The 14627-nt window shown below is 56.0% G+C and carries 13 protein-coding genes; 10 read left to right on the top strand and 3 right to left on the bottom strand.

Annotated elements, in window-relative coordinates:
• Positions 1-32: 32 nt before the first annotated feature.
• Entirely contained in the window at positions 33-1400 is a 1368-nt protein-coding gene (locus GS632_RS21320) for a sensor histidine kinase (protein ID WP_348540124.1), read from the bottom strand.
• Positions 1397-2065, bottom strand: a complete 669-nt coding sequence (locus tag GS632_RS21315; RefSeq protein WP_171180462.1) for a response regulator transcription factor — start codon at positions 2063-2065, stop codon at positions 1397-1399. The genes GS632_RS21320 and GS632_RS21315 overlap by 4 nt, the downstream gene beginning before the upstream one ends.
• A gap of 139 nt (positions 2066-2204) precedes the next feature.
• On the opposite strand from GS632_RS21315, the gene GS632_RS21310 reads away from it, so the two are divergent.
• From GS632_RS21310 to GS632_RS21290, 5 genes are all read left to right on the top strand, one after another.
• A complete protein-coding gene (locus tag GS632_RS21310; protein WP_171238759.1) occupies positions 2205-3293 on the top strand; it encodes a tricarboxylate transporter in 1089 nt (362 codons plus the stop codon).
• A gap of 79 nt (positions 3294-3372) precedes the next feature.
• Positions 3373-5403 carry a tripartite tricarboxylate transporter permease gene (locus GS632_RS21305; RefSeq protein WP_171180458.1) on the top strand — a complete coding sequence of 677 codons (2031 nt, stop codon included), beginning with the start codon at positions 3373-3375 and terminating at the stop codon, positions 5401-5403.
• Positions 5404-5491: 88 nt separating this feature from the next.
• Entirely contained in the window at positions 5492-6580 is a 1089-nt protein-coding gene (locus GS632_RS21300; protein WP_171180456.1) for a 4-oxalomesaconate tautomerase, read from the top strand.
• Positions 6581-6631: 51 nt separating this feature from the next.
• Positions 6632-6868 carry a hypothetical protein gene (locus tag GS632_RS21295; protein ID WP_171180454.1) on the top strand — a complete coding sequence of 79 codons (237 nt, stop codon included), beginning with the start codon at positions 6632-6634 and terminating at the stop codon, positions 6866-6868.
• Positions 6865-7845, top strand: a complete 981-nt coding sequence (locus GS632_RS21290; protein WP_171180452.1) for a D-2-hydroxyacid dehydrogenase family protein — start codon at positions 6865-6867, stop codon at positions 7843-7845. The genes GS632_RS21295 and GS632_RS21290 overlap by 4 nt, the downstream gene beginning before the upstream one ends.
• Here the strand turns inward: GS632_RS21290 and GS632_RS21285 are convergent.
• Complete coding sequence (locus GS632_RS21285; protein WP_216601888.1) at positions 7814-8878, bottom strand: AbrB family transcriptional regulator; 1065 nt, start codon at positions 8876-8878, stop codon at positions 7814-7816. The two genes, GS632_RS21290 and GS632_RS21285, sit on opposite strands and share 32 nt — an antisense overlap.
• Positions 8879-8956: 78 nt before the next feature.
• Between GS632_RS21285 and GS632_RS21280 the strand changes: the two genes are divergently transcribed.
• The 5 genes from GS632_RS21280 to GS632_RS21260 all read left to right on the top strand — a co-directional run bounded on the left by GS632_RS21280 (position 8957) and on the right by GS632_RS21260 (position 14312).
• Entirely contained in the window at positions 8957-9637 is a 681-nt protein-coding gene (locus tag GS632_RS21280) for a GntR family transcriptional regulator (protein ID WP_171180450.1), read from the top strand.
• 11 nt (positions 9638-9648) lie between these two features.
• On the top strand, positions 9649-11043 hold the full coding sequence (gene tcuA, locus GS632_RS21275; protein WP_171722443.1) for an FAD-dependent tricarballylate dehydrogenase TcuA: 1395 nt from the start codon (positions 9649-9651) through the stop codon (positions 11041-11043).
• Complete coding sequence (tcuB, locus tag GS632_RS21270) at positions 11033-12112, top strand: tricarballylate utilization 4Fe-4S protein TcuB (protein ID WP_171180446.1); 1080 nt, start codon at positions 11033-11035, stop codon at positions 12110-12112. Before tcuA ends, tcuB begins: the two co-directional genes overlap by 11 nt.
• 418 nt (positions 12113-12530) lie before the next feature.
• Positions 12531-13901 carry an FAD-binding oxidoreductase gene (locus GS632_RS21265; RefSeq protein WP_171722442.1) on the top strand — a complete coding sequence of 457 codons (1371 nt, stop codon included), beginning with the start codon at positions 12531-12533 and terminating at the stop codon, positions 13899-13901.
• A gap of 96 nt (positions 13902-13997) precedes the next feature.
• The gene (locus tag GS632_RS21260) at positions 13998-14312 is read left to right on the top strand and encodes a hypothetical protein (RefSeq protein WP_171621234.1); all 315 of its coding nucleotides are present in this window, start codon (positions 13998-14000) and stop codon (positions 14310-14312) included.
• Positions 14313-14627: the final 315 nt, after the last annotated feature.

The raw sequence follows: 14627 nt of genomic DNA, 5'->3' as shown, positions 1-14627 counted from the left end.
GGTTTTGGGTTCCGAGTGAAATTAGAAACAGCTTACAGGACCATGGGAATCTCAAGCGTAATGCTCGCTCCTCTTTCGACTTGGTTGATTTCGATCATTCCTCCGTGGCGCTCCGCCACTGCGGATACGATTGACAACCCCAATCCGCTGCCCTCCGAATATTCCAACTGAGAAAACCGATTAAATGCCGCTTCGCTTTGGTCTGGCGACAGGCCAGCACCGTCATCGGCCACGGTTAGATTGACGTATTTGCCGTCACACCGCAGCACCACTGAAATTTGGCTCAACATTGTGCCACCGTGTTTGATTGCGTTGTCCAACAGGTTCTTTAGAGCCTCAATCAGAAAGACCCGGTCACCGGTTACCGGGACCGCCGTCTCAGGTATCGTGACGTCGAACTCGATACCCTTTGCTAGGATGTGAACTCCCATCTCCGCGCAGGCCTCCTCAACGACCGAGCGGAAGTCAATTTTATCCATTTGGTCTTGGTGCGTCGGCTGCCTGAGCCTTTCAAGTGATAACAGCTGTTCCGCCACTGTCGCTGAGTTTTTTGCAGCCGCAACAAGCTCGGAGATGCGTTTTTCTCGGTCGCCATCCGTTTTCGCGTCCTGCAGCGCTTCGGCCATCGATTGCACCGCGGCCGCTGGGTTCCGCAGCTGATGTGCAGCTTCGGATATAAACACTTGATGGGCGTTGATACTTTTTTCCACCTGACCAAAAAGCCGGTTCAGGGTTCTAACAACACCCTGAACTTCGATCGGGACAGGGCGCTTAATCTCACTGAGGTCATCTGGTGAACGCAGGTCAATTGCGTCCTGCAAATCCAGCAAAGGCCTCAGGCCACGAGCGACGCCGAACCAAACTACAATGGCGAGCGTGGCCAGCAGAATTCCCATGAGAATTCCAGCGCGGATTGACAGTTCATTCGCAAACGCATTGCGATCCGCCATACGATGCCAGACTGTAACTGTCGCATCTCCGATTAGATTTTCTATGGTCACTCGTTCCGTCATCTTAAGAACGCGGACCGGTTCTTGGCGGTAAAGTGCTTCGAAAAACTGCGGCTTGTACACCTCTTCAGCAGTCGGGTTGGTGGCTGCCGGAGGGTAGGCATAGCCTGTCACATAGATGCCGCCGGGTCCCGTCACGTGGTAAAAAATCTCTCCGCCTGACGCGTCACGGATCATGCTGCGTGTCGTTGGTGACAGTGCGTCACCGCCTGAAATCGCAACATCTCGCGATATTGCGAGACCAGCAGATAACAGGCTGTCGTCGAACAATTCCTGAGCCGTTTTCTGCGCAATCATAAAGCGCCAAAGACCAAGCAGAGCGGCAATTAGTATCAAGGGGGTTAGGATAAGAATGAACAGTCTTAACCTGAGCGAGCCGTGATTGATCACTTCTGCACCTCAAGCAGATACCCGAGACCACGGGCTGTTTTAATTCCAATACCGAGATCTTGAAGACGTTTTCTCAGCCGAGATACATGAGGCTCAACTGCCGAGGCCTCGACATCGGCACCCACGCCATAGACGTAATCTGTAAGCTGGCTTTTGGGAACAATTCTGCCCCTGCGCTCCAACAGGCATTCAAGCACCGCGATTTCCCGCCGCGGTATATCCATAACTTCGCCTCGGACACTGACCTGACGTGCGGCGCGGTCGAACTCTAGGCCTCCGATGCTCTCCTTAGCTCCGTAGTCGAGATCTTTGCGTCGAGAAAGCGCCCGGATGCGTGCTTCCAGCTCGTCCATTTCGAACGGCTTAACCAGATAATCATCTGCACCCATATCCAAACCTGAAACCCGGTCGCTTGTTTCGGCACGTGCTGTAAGCAAGATCACCGGTACGCCATCGCCACGATTGCGAAGAGATTTCAGGATCTCCAGCCCAGATTGTCCGGGCAAATTTATATCCAGAACAACCAAGTCTGCGCCTTCTTGCGCAAGATACAAGTCAGCCTCGTCGCCGTCCGCAAGCACTTCTGCCGCATGACCGCGGTCACGCAGACGATACGCAATAGCGTTGGCGAGGGTCTCGTTATCCTCGATTATGACGATCCGCATTCGGGCTCCTGCAAGTTTCGCGCAAGGTTGGCGCTCCATGATTGCCAGATGGGAGGGGGAATCAACCCCACAGTTCTATTTGCGATCACGGTGGCGCAGAGGGCGCTAGCGTGGTTGTCTGGTCAACAGGGAGGAACCAATGACCATTTCCAACTTCACCCGTCGCGCCGTCGTGGGGCTGATCGCCGCGGCCGGTATCGCCGCACCTGCCGCTGCCGAGGTCGATTTCTCGGGCAAGACCATTGAATGGGTCATCCCGTTCTCGGAAACGGGTGGCTCCGCCAAATGGGCCAACTTCTTTGCGCCACTTCTGTCCGAAGCCCTGCCGGGCCAACCCACTGTTGTTGTGAAATTTATGCCGGGCGCTGGTTCAACCAAAGGCGCAAACTGGTTCCAGGAGCAGAGCCATGATGACGGCACGCTGCTGTTTGGCACCTCCGGTTCAACTCAATTCCCATATCTGCTGAGCGATCCTCGCGTGCGCTATGAATACAACGACTGGATCCCGGTTATGGCGTCGGGAACCGGTGGTGTTGCCTATCTGAATGCCGAAGACGGAGCAAAGTTTGATGGTTCCGCGAACGCACTGAAAGACACAAACTTCATTTACGGATCGCAGGGCGCGACACGCCTTGACCTTGTGCCGCTGCTGGCATGGCAAATGCTGGGCATGAGTGTTGAGCCTGTTTTTGGCATCAAAGGCCGTGGCGATGGTCGTCTGATGTTCGAGCGAGGTGAAGCCAACATCGATTATCAGACCTCGTCCGGCTATCTGGGTGGATCGGCCCCGCTGGTTGAATCCGGTCAGGCCGTGCCGATGATGACCTGGGGGGCGCTGGATGCGGATGGTAATATCGTCCGTGACCCGACCTTCCCAGATATCCCGACATTTAAGGAAGTATGTGAAGCCACCGATGGTTGTGAAACCAGCGGTGAGGCATGGGATGCGTGGAAAGCGTTCTTTGTAGCCGGGTTCCCGGTTCAGAAGCTGGCGTTCCTGCCGGGTGATACACCTCAGGAAGTGGTCGACGCATACACAGCAGCGTTCCAGGCTGTGACGGAGCGCGGCGACTTTGCCGACATCTCCTCAAAGCGCGTGGGCAAATACCCAGTGTTCGTAGGTGACGGCTCTAAAGCGGCATTGCAAACCGCGACAAACGTCGACGACAACGCCAAAGCCTACGTTCTGAACTGGCTCAAAGAAGCCTATGGTGTCGAGCTGAACTAAGCCCAAACACCACCGCGCGTGCCCCAATGTCGGGCGCGCGCTTTTCCAAACACAAGACAATTTATGAAAGGCGGCCGCTATGGAGGTTTTCGCCACAGCTGTTCCTGCGCTTAGTGACGCGTGGGGTCTGATCCTGCAACCTATCGTTCTGGGATATCTTGTTCTCGGTGTCGTTATGGGACTGGCCGTAGGTGTTTTCCCTGGGCTTGGCGGTATTGCTGGTCTGTCCCTATTGCTGCCTTTCATGTTCGGTATGGACCCGATCCTTGGATTGGCGTTGATGATCGGGATGGTCGCCGTTGTGCCGACCTCTGACACCTTCGCGTCAGTTCTTATGGGCATCCCAGGTAGCTCTGCCTCGCAGGCTACGGTGTTGGATGGTTTCCCGATGGCGAAGAAAGGCGAAGCCGCGCGGGCATTGTCAGCGGCCTTTGCTTCATCGCTTTTCGGCGGTTTGGTCGGTGCAACTTTTTTGACCATGTTCATCCTGGTCGCGCGGCCCATCGTTCTGGCATTTGGTCTGCCCGAGATGCTGATGATCACCATTCTTGGCTTGTCGATGGTCGCTATCTTAGCCGGACGTATCCCACTGAAGGGTGTCGCGGCCGCAGGGCTGGGTTTGATGGTCGGTACGATTGGCGAGGCGGACGCAGGCGGGTCGCTGCGTATGGCGACTTATGACATTCCCTACCTGACCGATGGTTTGAAGTTGGTCATCGTTGGCTTGGGTATTTTTGCGGTGCCGGAAATCGTCTCGCTGCTGCGTCAAGACCGATCCATTGCTAAGGGTGCCTCACTGGGCGCGGGCTGGCTTGATGGCGTCAAAGACTGGGCTGCAAACATCTGGTTGTCAGTCCGCTGTTCAATCATTGGCGTGGTTGTCGGTGTCATTCCCGGCCTTGGTGGCTCGGTTGTTGACTGGATCGCTTATGGCCATTCGGTTCAATCGACTAAAGATAAAAGCAACTTCGGCAAGGGTGAAGTGCGGGGTGTCATTGGACCGGAAAGTTCGAACAACGCCAAAGAAGGTGGAGGGCTGGTTCCAACCCTGCTGTTCGGCATTCCCGGTTCCGGCTCTATGGCAATCTTCATCGGTGCGGTCGCCCTGTTGGGGTCCGGCGATATCGAGGTCGGCCCAAGCATGCTCAAGGACAACCTCGATATTACGTATTCGATCGTCTGGCTGCTGGCATTGGCCAACGTGGTCGGCACCATCCTATGCATCGCGGCCTCCGGCGGTATCGCCAAGCTCACGACGATCCGCTTCACTTATCTGGCGCCATTCCTATTCATGCTGATCAGCTTCGCAGCGTTCCAGTCCGGACAAAACTTCGAAGACCTTCTGGCCCTGTTTGTCATCGGCTTGATCGGTATCTTCCTGCGCCGCTTTGACTGGTCGCGCCCGGCCTTTCTGATCGGCTTCGTTCTGTCGAACCCGGTTGAGAAATTCACCAACCAGGCGTTCCAGATCGCTTCGTTCCGCTTCCGCAAAAGCTTTGCAGAAGGCATGGAATATGTCTTTAGCCCGATCGTGATCGTCCTGATCGTGGTCACTGTGGTTTCGGTCATTCTGGGCATTCGGCAGGCCAAGATGATCATGGCCGAAGGTGAGGTCAAATCCGGAAGCAAGCGCGCGCCGCTGATCTTTTTGCTAGTGATCATGGCCTATCTGATCGTGGCGTTGGTCAATGCCAACATGATCCCTGACTACAACATGACCGACAAGATCATCCCGCTTGTGATCGGCAGCGTGTCGCTGTTCTGCTGCGTCATTCTGTTGATCCAGATGATGCGGCGACCCGAGGGGGATGCGATCTTTGCTGACAAGGAACTCGCCGGCGAAGATGCGAGCGCGCCACATGGACTTTGGTCAACGCTCGCCTGGTTTGCAGGTTTGATCGCGGCCACTTGGGTAGTGGGTTTTATCCTAGCCCTGATCGGGTTCCTGATCGCATTTTTCCGCATTCGCGCCGGGTCCAGCTGGCAGATGACGCTGCTCCTGACGGCTTGTGGCATCGGTTTCATGTGCTTCATGGCCGGCGCTTTGAACAGGGATTTCCCGCCGGGTCTGCTGCAAGACATGGTGAACCTGCCATGGCCGCTCAATTAAGCGCTCCACGGTTGCCCGGCCGGCCAATCTGGCGGGCTGGGCAGCGCTGAAATTCGAAATATCAACGGTTTGTAAAGGAGGGTTCGCGATGACCCAGACAGCAATCCCATATGTTTTCATGCGCGGCGGCACTTCCCGAGGACCTTATTTTCGACGCTCTGATCTGCCCGAAGATTTGGACACTTTGGCCGATGTTCTGGTCGCTGCCATCGGGGCTGGACAAGCGCTCAACATCGACGGGATCGGTGGTGGTAACGCAGTGACGACCAAAGTGGCGATGCTTTCAGTCAGCGAGGACGAATGGGCCGATATCGACTATTTCTTCGCGCAGGTTTCTGTTGATGAAAAGCGGGTCGATTTCAAACCCACCTGCGGGAACATCCTCTCAGGAGTTGGTCCAGCTGCGATCGAAATGGGATTGTTCCAGCCCAACGGCGATGAAACCGAAATCCGTATTCGCGCTGTCAATACAGGCGCCCGTGTCGTTACCAAAGTGCAGACCCCGGGCGGTGAGTTGGTGTACGACGGCGATGTGGAAATCGCCGGAGTCCCCGGCCATTCTGCACCGGTGCAGCTGAGTTTCATGGGCGTTGTGGGTTCGGCAACTGGTGCATTTCTACCCACTGGAAATTTGCGCGATACAGTGCAGGGGGTCGAGCTGACTTGCATGGATGTCGCTGTGCCGATGGCGATAGCCCGAGCTGAGGATTTCGGACTGACAGGATATGAAAGCGTCGAAGAGCTGGATGCCAACCGTGCTTTTTTTGATCGGATGGAGGCCGTGCGGATCGAAGCCGGAGAACTGATGGGTATGGGGGACGTCTCGAAATCGGTAACTCCGAAATTCGGGTTGATCGCACCCGCCAGAGAGGGTGGAACTCTTGCGGTTCGGTATTTCATGCCATGGAAAACTCACCCGACACTGGCCGTTACAGGTGCGCAATGCATGGCGTCTTGCGCTTTGACGCCCGGTACCGTCGCCGACGGTTTGCTTGATCGCCCGAATTCAAGCCCGGCTGAAGTTGTGTTGGAGCACGCTTCAGGCAAGATCGACGTTCTGGTGGACTTCTCGAACGTCGGGGAGTTCAACGTTATTTCTGCCGGTCTGGTGAGGACTGCGCGTAAATTGGCAGATGGACATGTTTATGTACCGGAATCTGAGTGGAACGGCAGTTGAAGTAGCAATCCTCATTAAGTATACTATGGTATACCTAATGAGGATACCACGATGGACGACTATTCCGAATGCCTTGATATCGCGCGTCAGGAACTCAGGCTGGCGCAGTCGGCTCTGCGGAAGGATATCGCGGAATACCCAACACCGATTGCCGGTTGCGATGAGCAATTCAACCATCTGTTGGATCAACGCGAACGGGTTCGCAATGCGCTTGAAGCACTCGATAAACTTGATTTTGTGCCGACGCCAAGAAAACTGAACAAAAGTCAGGGTATAGAAAGTCGATGAAAGTTCACATTCTGGATGATTGGTTCGATACACTGCAGGACCTTCCCTGCTTCGGAAAACTGTCCGACCATCACGTGAAGGTCTGGACAGATCATGTCGAGGATACCGGCGAATTGGCCGCACGCTTGCAGGAGGCTGAGGCGCTGGTTTTGTTTCGCGAGCGCACCAAGATCACCCGGGATTTGATTGAAAAACTTCCAAACCTGAAATTGATCAGTCAGCGCAGCGTGTATCCGCATGTCGATTTGCAGGCATGCTCGGATAATGGCGTGCTGCTGTGTTCGAACATGCATGGTGGGACGCCTTCATATGCCGCAGCCGAACTGACATGGGCACTGATCATGGTCGGGATGCGCGATTTGCCTGCGCAGATGGCTTCGGTCAAAACGGGGCGTTGGCAGGCCGGAGTTGGCAAGACTCTGAGAGGGCGACAGTTGGGACTGTATGGATATGGGCGTATCGCCCGCGCTGTTGCTGGCTATGCCGAGGCATTCAAGATGAATGTGGTTTGGTGGTCTTCGGATGAAGGTCGGGCACGCGCGCAGGCCGACGGCGTGCAGATTGCTACAAGCCGCGAAGCGTTCTTTGCCAACAGTGATGTTGTCTCGGTCCATGTTCGCCTGAAGCCCAACACGAACGGTATCATCACAGCGTCAGATTTTTCGCAGATGCAACCGGGCGCGATGTTTGTGAACACCTCCCGGGCCGGGCTGATCGCTCCGGGTGCTTTGTTGGACGCGCTGAACGCTGGTCGCCCTGGGAAGGCCGCAATTGATGTCTTCGATACCGAGCCGCTCACCGACCCGAATGACCCCTTGCTATCGCACCCAAACCTGATTGCGACACCACATATAGGTTTTGTGACTGAGGACGAATTCGACCTGCAATTTGCAGACATTTTCGATCAGGTGAATGCCTTTGCTGAAGGTGCCCCTATTCACATGATCAACTCCGAGGTTTGGACCAGCGCAGAATAAGGTTGGCTGCTATGGGCGCGCCGATGATTACCAGCACGATCCTTGTCAGGTGGTGCGTGATCACAAAGCCCAGATCCGCGCCAGAAACGATGGCCAAGACCGTCATCTCTGCCTGTCCGCCGGGGGCAAAGGCCAAGAAAGCCTCAACCGGCTGACCGAAGCCCAACGTAGTGACAACGGCGGTGAAAGCGGCTGCGAGGATCGCAAGGACGATGACATAGGCGAAGCCCGCTGCAACCACCCGGCGGAGTTCGACCCAAGTGACGCCCACGAATTTCACGCCGATCCCGCAACCAATAAAGAATTGCGCTGCAAGTATGGCCTCGCGAGGCGGTCGAGTATGAATAAAATCACCCAGTGACAGAGCCGCTGTCAGGATCATTGGACCGAGGATAGATGCTCCGAACAGGCCGATCCTCTCACCGCCTTTCCAGCCTACAAGGGCGGCCAGTACCATCAGCGCCAACTCATGTATTGGCAGGTCGCGCGCAGGCTCTCCGATTGGGTTGGTGAGCTGGGCATCGTAGAACACTGTCAGAAACAGTGGGGCCAGTGCCACGATGATCAGCACGCGCGTACCGTGGATCAGGGATAGCGTACGCGGGTTGGCGCCTGCTTCGGCGCCAAAGATGATCATGTCCTGCAATCCGCCTGGCATGGCAGCATAAAACGCGGTCGTGGAGTCAAAACCCCAAATCTTACGAAAGAATGGTACGCCTACCAGCGCGATCAGCAGGATGAAGAACGGGACCAGTGCTATAGACGCGGCCATCTTCGGCAATCCGACAAAAAGTGCAGGGGTAATCGAAGCCCCAACTGCAACGCCGAGTATGGTGCGCGCTGCAACCGATATCTGACCAAAACCTTTCATAGGGGCATGCGCTAGGGCGGCGATCAGACACGCACTCATTGGGCCGAATAGAAAGGGCAGTGGCAGGTTCAACGCCCAAAATACTCCGGTGCCCAGCAGCGCAAGGACCAGTGTTACGGCCCGCTTTGTCAGGAAAGAGGGTGTTTTGTTTTGGGTGGACAAGGCACGGCTTTCGATAATATTGACTCATATCGTATCCAAATGTATACAAGTGGACGCAAGAATACAAGTGAGCGCTCGATGACCATTCAAGACGACCCCTATCAGACTGGCCCACAAGGCAATTCAGCGTATCAACACCTGCTGGATGAGATTCGGGATGGCACACTTCAGCCTGGCGAACGCCTACGCGAGATTGAGTTGTCAGAACGATTAGGCGTCAGTCGCACCCCTGTGCGCGAAGCTATCCGGCAGTTGGAGTCCGACGGGCTGGTAACTCATGTGCCACGGCAGGGCGCAACCGTACGCAGCCTCGATTATGCCGAAGTAATGGAGCTTTATGAGATGCGCGCGGTGCTCGAGGGAACCGCGGCACGACTAGCGGCACGTGCAGCGTCGGATGTCGAATTGGACGAGCTGTGCGTTTTGAATGATCGCTTGGCCGAGGCTGGCACAGGCTCGGAAGCGGCTCGGATCAACCGGATTTTTCACGCCACACTTTTGGACGCAGCAAAGAATCGGTTTCTTTCCAAGTCTATGTTGTCTTTGCAAAAAGCGCTGTTGATCCTTGGGCCATCACAATTGCTGGAGGGTGACCGGGCCGAGACAGCAGTGGCCGAGCATAAGCGCGTCATGGCTGCCTTAAAGGCCCGCGATGGCGCTGCGGCTGAAAAAGAAATGCGCGCGCATATTCAGGCCGCACAACGGATGCGTATTCGAGCGTTGCAAGAACGCGACCGGACAACCGACGAAAACCATTAGGTAGACAGGATATGACCACCCAAAAGGAAGCTTATGACATCGCTGTGATCGGCGGCGGGAATGCTGCTCTATGCGCTGCAATGACTGCTGCCGAGGCAGGCGCCCGTGTTCTGATTCTCGAGACAGCGCCAAAACCCTATCGTGGTGGAAACTCCCGTCATACGCGCAATTTTCGTTGTATGCATGGTGCACCTCTGGGTCCGCTGATCGAAAAATACAGCGAAGATGAGTATCTTGAAGATCTGCTCAAGGTCACTGGCGGCAAAACCGACGAACGTCTTGCTCGCCTCGCGATCCGAACCTCCGAGGAATGCCTTACGTGGATGGAAGAACACGGCGTGAGGTTTCAACCATCCCTGTCCGGGACACTGTCACTGGCGCGGACCAACGCCTTCTTCATGGGGGGCGGGAAGTCTCTGGTGAACGCCTACTACCGCACCGCGGCAGCTTTGGGCGTTGACGTGCTATACGAAGCTGCCGTGACGCATCTTGAACTGAACGGCGATCAGATTGAGTGGGTAGACTATACCTATGAAGGCCAGTCTCATCGCATCACGCCCAAGGCCGTCATCGTTGCTGCGGGCGGGTTTCAGGCAGATACCGATTGGCTCACTCGCGCATGGGGCGCGCCTGCGAAGAACTTCCTGATCCGGGGAACGCCCTATAACCGGGGCGTGGTGCTGGCTGATCTGCTGGATCAAAGCGTCGAAAGTGTTGGGGACCCGACCCAGTGTCACGCCGTTGCCATCGACGGGCGCGCGCCGAAGTTTGACGGCGGTATCGTCACTCGTTTGGATTGCGTGCCGTTTTCGATCGTCGTGAACAAAAATGCCGAGCGGTTTTATGACGAGGGCGAAGACGTCTGGCCCAAACGCTATGCGATTTGGGGGCGTCTGGTCGCCGCGCAGCCGGATCAGGTGGGCCATGTGATCATCGATGCGAAGTCGCTGAACCTGTTCATGCCCTCGGTGTTCCCTCCGCTAAAGGCGGACACCTTGGAGGAACTGGCTGGCATGATGGACCTACCCGCCGACAAGTTGAAGGCAACCGTTAGTGAATTCAACGAAGCTTGCGGCGACACCAGCGGATTTCATCCAACCGAGTTGGACGGGGTCACAACCTCGGGTCTGACGCCACCCAAAACCAACTGGGCTCGTCCGATCACCGATCCGCCCTTCTATGGCTACTCGCTGCGTACTGGCGTGACCTTCACCTATCTGGGGCTAAAGGTCGACGATACGGCCCAGTGTTCGACACCAGACGGCAAGATCAAAAACCTGTGGGCCGCGGGCGAGACGATGGCGGGTTCGATCCTTGGGCAGGGGTATCTGGCCGGTTTCGGCATGACCATCGGGACCGTTTTTGGACGCATCGCAGGACGTGAGGCTGCAGCCTATGCAAACTGATCTTTTTCAAGAAGCTCGCCGACAGGCTGAGATATGCAACGCCTGCCGGTACTGCGAGGGCTACTGCTCAGTCTTCCCGTCGCTGCACGCGGAACGCGCGTTCTCGGATGGAGACATCACGCAACTGGCTAATTTGTGCCACAACTGTCGAGGTTGCTACTATGCGTGTCAGTACACGGCACCGCACGAGTTCGATCTGAACCTGCCGAAAGCTCTGGCCGAAGTGCGGCGGGACACTTGGGAGAGCTTCGCCTGGCCCCAACCTCTGGCGCGGCGGTTCCATACTCACGGTGGCGCGATCGCGCTGGCCCTCGTCATCGGTTTTGCCGTGATGTTCTGGGCAATTCGCGCTGTTGGTTCCAGCGGAGGTGAAGGGTTCTATGCCGTCCTGTCCCATAATGCGATGGTCGCAATTTTCGCGCCGGCATTCTTGTTGCCACTCTTTAGCTTGGCTATCAGCCTGAGGCGCTATTGGGCGGAGGTAGGTGGCAAACCCATCCAATTGTCTGATCTGACTGCTGCGTTCAAACGCGCTGGCAAGATGCAGGACTTGGCCGCAGGCCACGGCGAGGGTTGCAACTTCGAGGACGAAGACCGGTTCAGTCAGGGCCGACGCCACATTCACCACGCCATCATGTACGGCTTCCTGCTGTGCTTTGCCTCGACCTCGGTGGCGACGATTATGCACTATGGGTTCGCGTTACACGCGCCCTACGGGTTCTGGTCCCTGCCAAAACTCTTTGGGGTTTCAGGCGGTATTCTGCTGACAGTGGGTTGCGGAGCTATGGTTTTTCTCAAGCAAAAGTCTGATCGCGAGCTTGGTGACCCGTCCGCATGGGGCGGCGAAATCGGGTTTGTCCTGTTGCTCGGATTTGTCGGGCTGAGCGGGCTGGTCCTTTACGTCCTCGGTTCAACTGATCTGATGCCCGCGCTGCTTGCCATCCACCTTGGATCGGTTCTGACGTTCTTCCTGCTCATGCCATACACCAAGATGGTTCATGGCTTCTATCGACTTGCAGCTTTGATCAGAGACGCGCAGCGTAAGAGAGAATTGTCAGTTGGTTGCTAGCAAACGTCCAACGCCGAGGGAGTAAAAAGTCGCAATTCAAGCGCATTTTGATGCCCTTTCTCGCTTCGTTCCAGCACCCCGGGTGGCGGTCAACTTCCGGATTGGGTCTGTTTACTGTGATTGACAACATCGACACGAAAGGCAGCTTTGTCCGCATAGCAGTCGTTCACGCCAGATGCAGCGAACGAGGGCACCGAGCCCGTTTCCGTCGCGCATTGAGTGAACTGTGATCTGTGCCGTGTGCACGCCAGATTAGGTTAATTTTTCGAGTCATGTTAGCCTGTTAAGTGATCGCAGTTCATAAGCCGGCCAGTGCTTTCTTTGCGATCGGCCTTTCTATTGCGCACCCAAGTCCACTGATCGGCTCATTGGATACCCGTCTATTAGGCGGGAAAACTTTAAACGACGGGGGAAGAATATGACAGCCAAGACACCAAGTGAACTCCGCGACTTATTGCGCGGGGATGTCATAACTGAGGACGACGCCAGCTACGAAGAGGCGCGCAATGTCCACAACGGGATGATCGACAAACGTCCCGCCGTTATTGTGCGGACCGCCAATGCAGGGGACGTGATGACGACCGTCAACTTCGCGCGCGATAACGGCCACGACCTTTCGGTTCGTGGCGGCGGGCATAGCGGGCCAGGATTTGGCACGAATAATGGAGGAGTCGTTATCGACCTATCGCACATGCGTAGCGTTCGTGTCGATCCCGGCGCACAGACTGTTCGCGCCGAAGGAGGTGCGACTTGGGGCGATTTCAACTCTGCCACACATGCCTTCGGCCTTGCCACCACAGGCGGCGTGATATCAACGACGGGTATCGCAGGACTCACGCTTGGTGGCGGGATTGGTTATCTGTCGCGCGGGCATGGTCTCTCTCTCGACAACCTGATTTCAGCGGACGTGGTGACAGCGGACGGCAAGATGCTGATGGCAAGCGAAGTCGAAAATGCCGATCTCTTTTGGGCGCTCCGTGGCGGCGGCGGCAACTTTGGTGTCTGCACCTCACTCGAGTACAAGCTTCAGCCGGTGGACACAGTTTACTGGGGCCCGATGTTCTTCGAGATAGAAGAGACAGAAACGATCTTCAAGTTCTACCGAGATTACATAAAGACGGCGCCGCGCGAGATGGGAGCCTTTCCAGCCTTCCAGATAGCTCCGCCGCTGCCTTTCATCCCTGAAGATCGCCACGGCGACATGTTTTGCGCTATCGTCGCCTGCTGGTCGGGTGATCCGGCAGAAGGAGAAAAACAGTTTAAGGCCTTCCACGAAGTCGCCGAGGTCAAGGCTGAACATGTCGGCCCTGTGCCTTATCCGGCTATCAACGCAGCCTTCGACGGCCTATTTCCAAAGGGCATACGGCAGTATTGGAAGGGCAATTTCGTCAAGGAGCTTACCGATGAGGCAATTGCCGCCCACGTCCAGCACGGGCCCAACGCGCCGACGGTCAGTTCCACCATGCATCTCTACCCGATCGACGGCGCCTGTCACGACGTGAACTCAGACGCAACGGCATTCGGGCACCGGGACTCCAATTTTTCGATGGTTGTCCTGGCCGCATCTGACGACCCGGCCAACGATGCGGCGCATACCAAGTGGGTGCGGGACTACTCAGATGCGATAGCGCCGCACTCCGAGCCCGGCGGGTACATCAATTTCATGGATGACGATGATGCCGGGCGCGCGCAGGAGAATTTCGGCGGCAACTATGAGCGGCTTCTCAAACTGAAGCGTCAGTACGATCCGGACAACCTTTTCCGCATAAACCAGAACATTGCTCCTTAGATCGAAGACACTGTGTTAGAAAAGGCCTGCCTTGTCATCCTGGCTGTTGCCGACGGGGCAGGTCAGAACATTTTTATTTACAGGAAGGGACACCTCATGATGATCGCACGCTGGACCTGTGAGGCGAAGTTCGGAATGAAATCAGAGGCGTTGGCGCTTCACAAGGAATGGGCCGAGCAGATCGGCTCGCAGACGGATATCGATATGTCGAAAAGCCGGATCGTTACCGGTTCGGTTGGCGCCAAGGAAGCAATCATTCAAGACGAATTCGAGATCGAAAATCTTGCCGAACTGGATGCGTTTTTTGACAAAATCGCTTCGATCAAGATGCACGCCAACTGGGGAAAAAAGATGGGGGAAATGATAGTTTCCGGCTCGACATATTGGGAGGTTTTTCGCGTCGTGGAGTAATGGACGAGGATCTCCCAGAACGTCATCCAAGCGACCGGCTGCGAATAACTGCTTTGGGCTCAAAGCGGCCCTGAGAAATGACGCAGCACATCGCCCGTGGTGAATGTAGGCGCGCGCTTTGGGTTGGGTGGCGGTAGAATATCGAAAGGAGAGAACGAGGTACATGTCTGCCGCTCGGCTATCAGCCTAGGCTCTCGTGACCCATCTAGGGCTCTATGCTTGGATCGGATCACCTGGCAAACCAATAGCCTCTCTAATGGGGTCAGGCAGATGAAGATTTTGTGCGAGGATATCCGCTTTTTCTGACAGCGCTTC

Origin of the sequence: Ruegeria sp. HKCCD7296, from assembly GCF_013110775.1 — a bacterium.
In the GTDB taxonomy this organism is placed as follows: Bacteria; Pseudomonadota; Alphaproteobacteria; order Rhodobacterales; family Rhodobacteraceae; genus Ruegeria.
The sequence above is the reverse complement of the archived record's forward strand: the minus strand, read 5'-3'. Positions and strand labels throughout refer to the sequence as shown.

Excerpts from the sequence above, each read along its gene's own strand:
- GS632_RS21315 (WP_171180462.1), bottom strand. The coding sequence starts at position 2,065 with ATGCGGATCGTCATAATCGAGGATAACGAGACCCTCGCCAACGCTATT.
- GS632_RS21310 (WP_171238759.1), top strand. The coding sequence starts at position 2,205 with ATGACCATTTCCAACTTCACCCGTCGCGCCGTCGTGGGGCTGATCGCC.
- GS632_RS21305 (WP_171180458.1), top strand. The coding sequence starts at position 3,373 with ATGGAGGTTTTCGCCACAGCTGTTCCTGCGCTTAGTGACGCGTGGGGT.
- GS632_RS21300 (WP_171180456.1), top strand. The coding sequence starts at position 5,492 with ATGACCCAGACAGCAATCCCATATGTTTTCATGCGCGGCGGCACTTCC.
- GS632_RS21295 (WP_171180454.1), top strand. The coding sequence starts at position 6,632 with ATGGACGACTATTCCGAATGCCTTGATATCGCGCGTCAGGAACTCAGG.
- GS632_RS21290 (WP_171180452.1), top strand. The coding sequence starts at position 6,865 with ATGAAAGTTCACATTCTGGATGATTGGTTCGATACACTGCAGGACCTT.
- GS632_RS21280 (WP_171180450.1), top strand. The coding sequence starts at position 8,957 with ATGACCATTCAAGACGACCCCTATCAGACTGGCCCACAAGGCAATTCA.
- tcuA (WP_171722443.1), top strand. The coding sequence starts at position 9,649 with ATGACCACCCAAAAGGAAGCTTATGACATCGCTGTGATCGGCGGCGGG.
- tcuB (WP_171180446.1), top strand. The coding sequence starts at position 11,033 with ATGCAAACTGATCTTTTTCAAGAAGCTCGCCGACAGGCTGAGATATGC.
- GS632_RS21265 (WP_171722442.1), top strand. The coding sequence starts at position 12,531 with ATGACAGCCAAGACACCAAGTGAACTCCGCGACTTATTGCGCGGGGAT.
- GS632_RS21260 (WP_171621234.1), top strand. The coding sequence starts at position 13,998 with ATGATGATCGCACGCTGGACCTGTGAGGCGAAGTTCGGAATGAAATCA.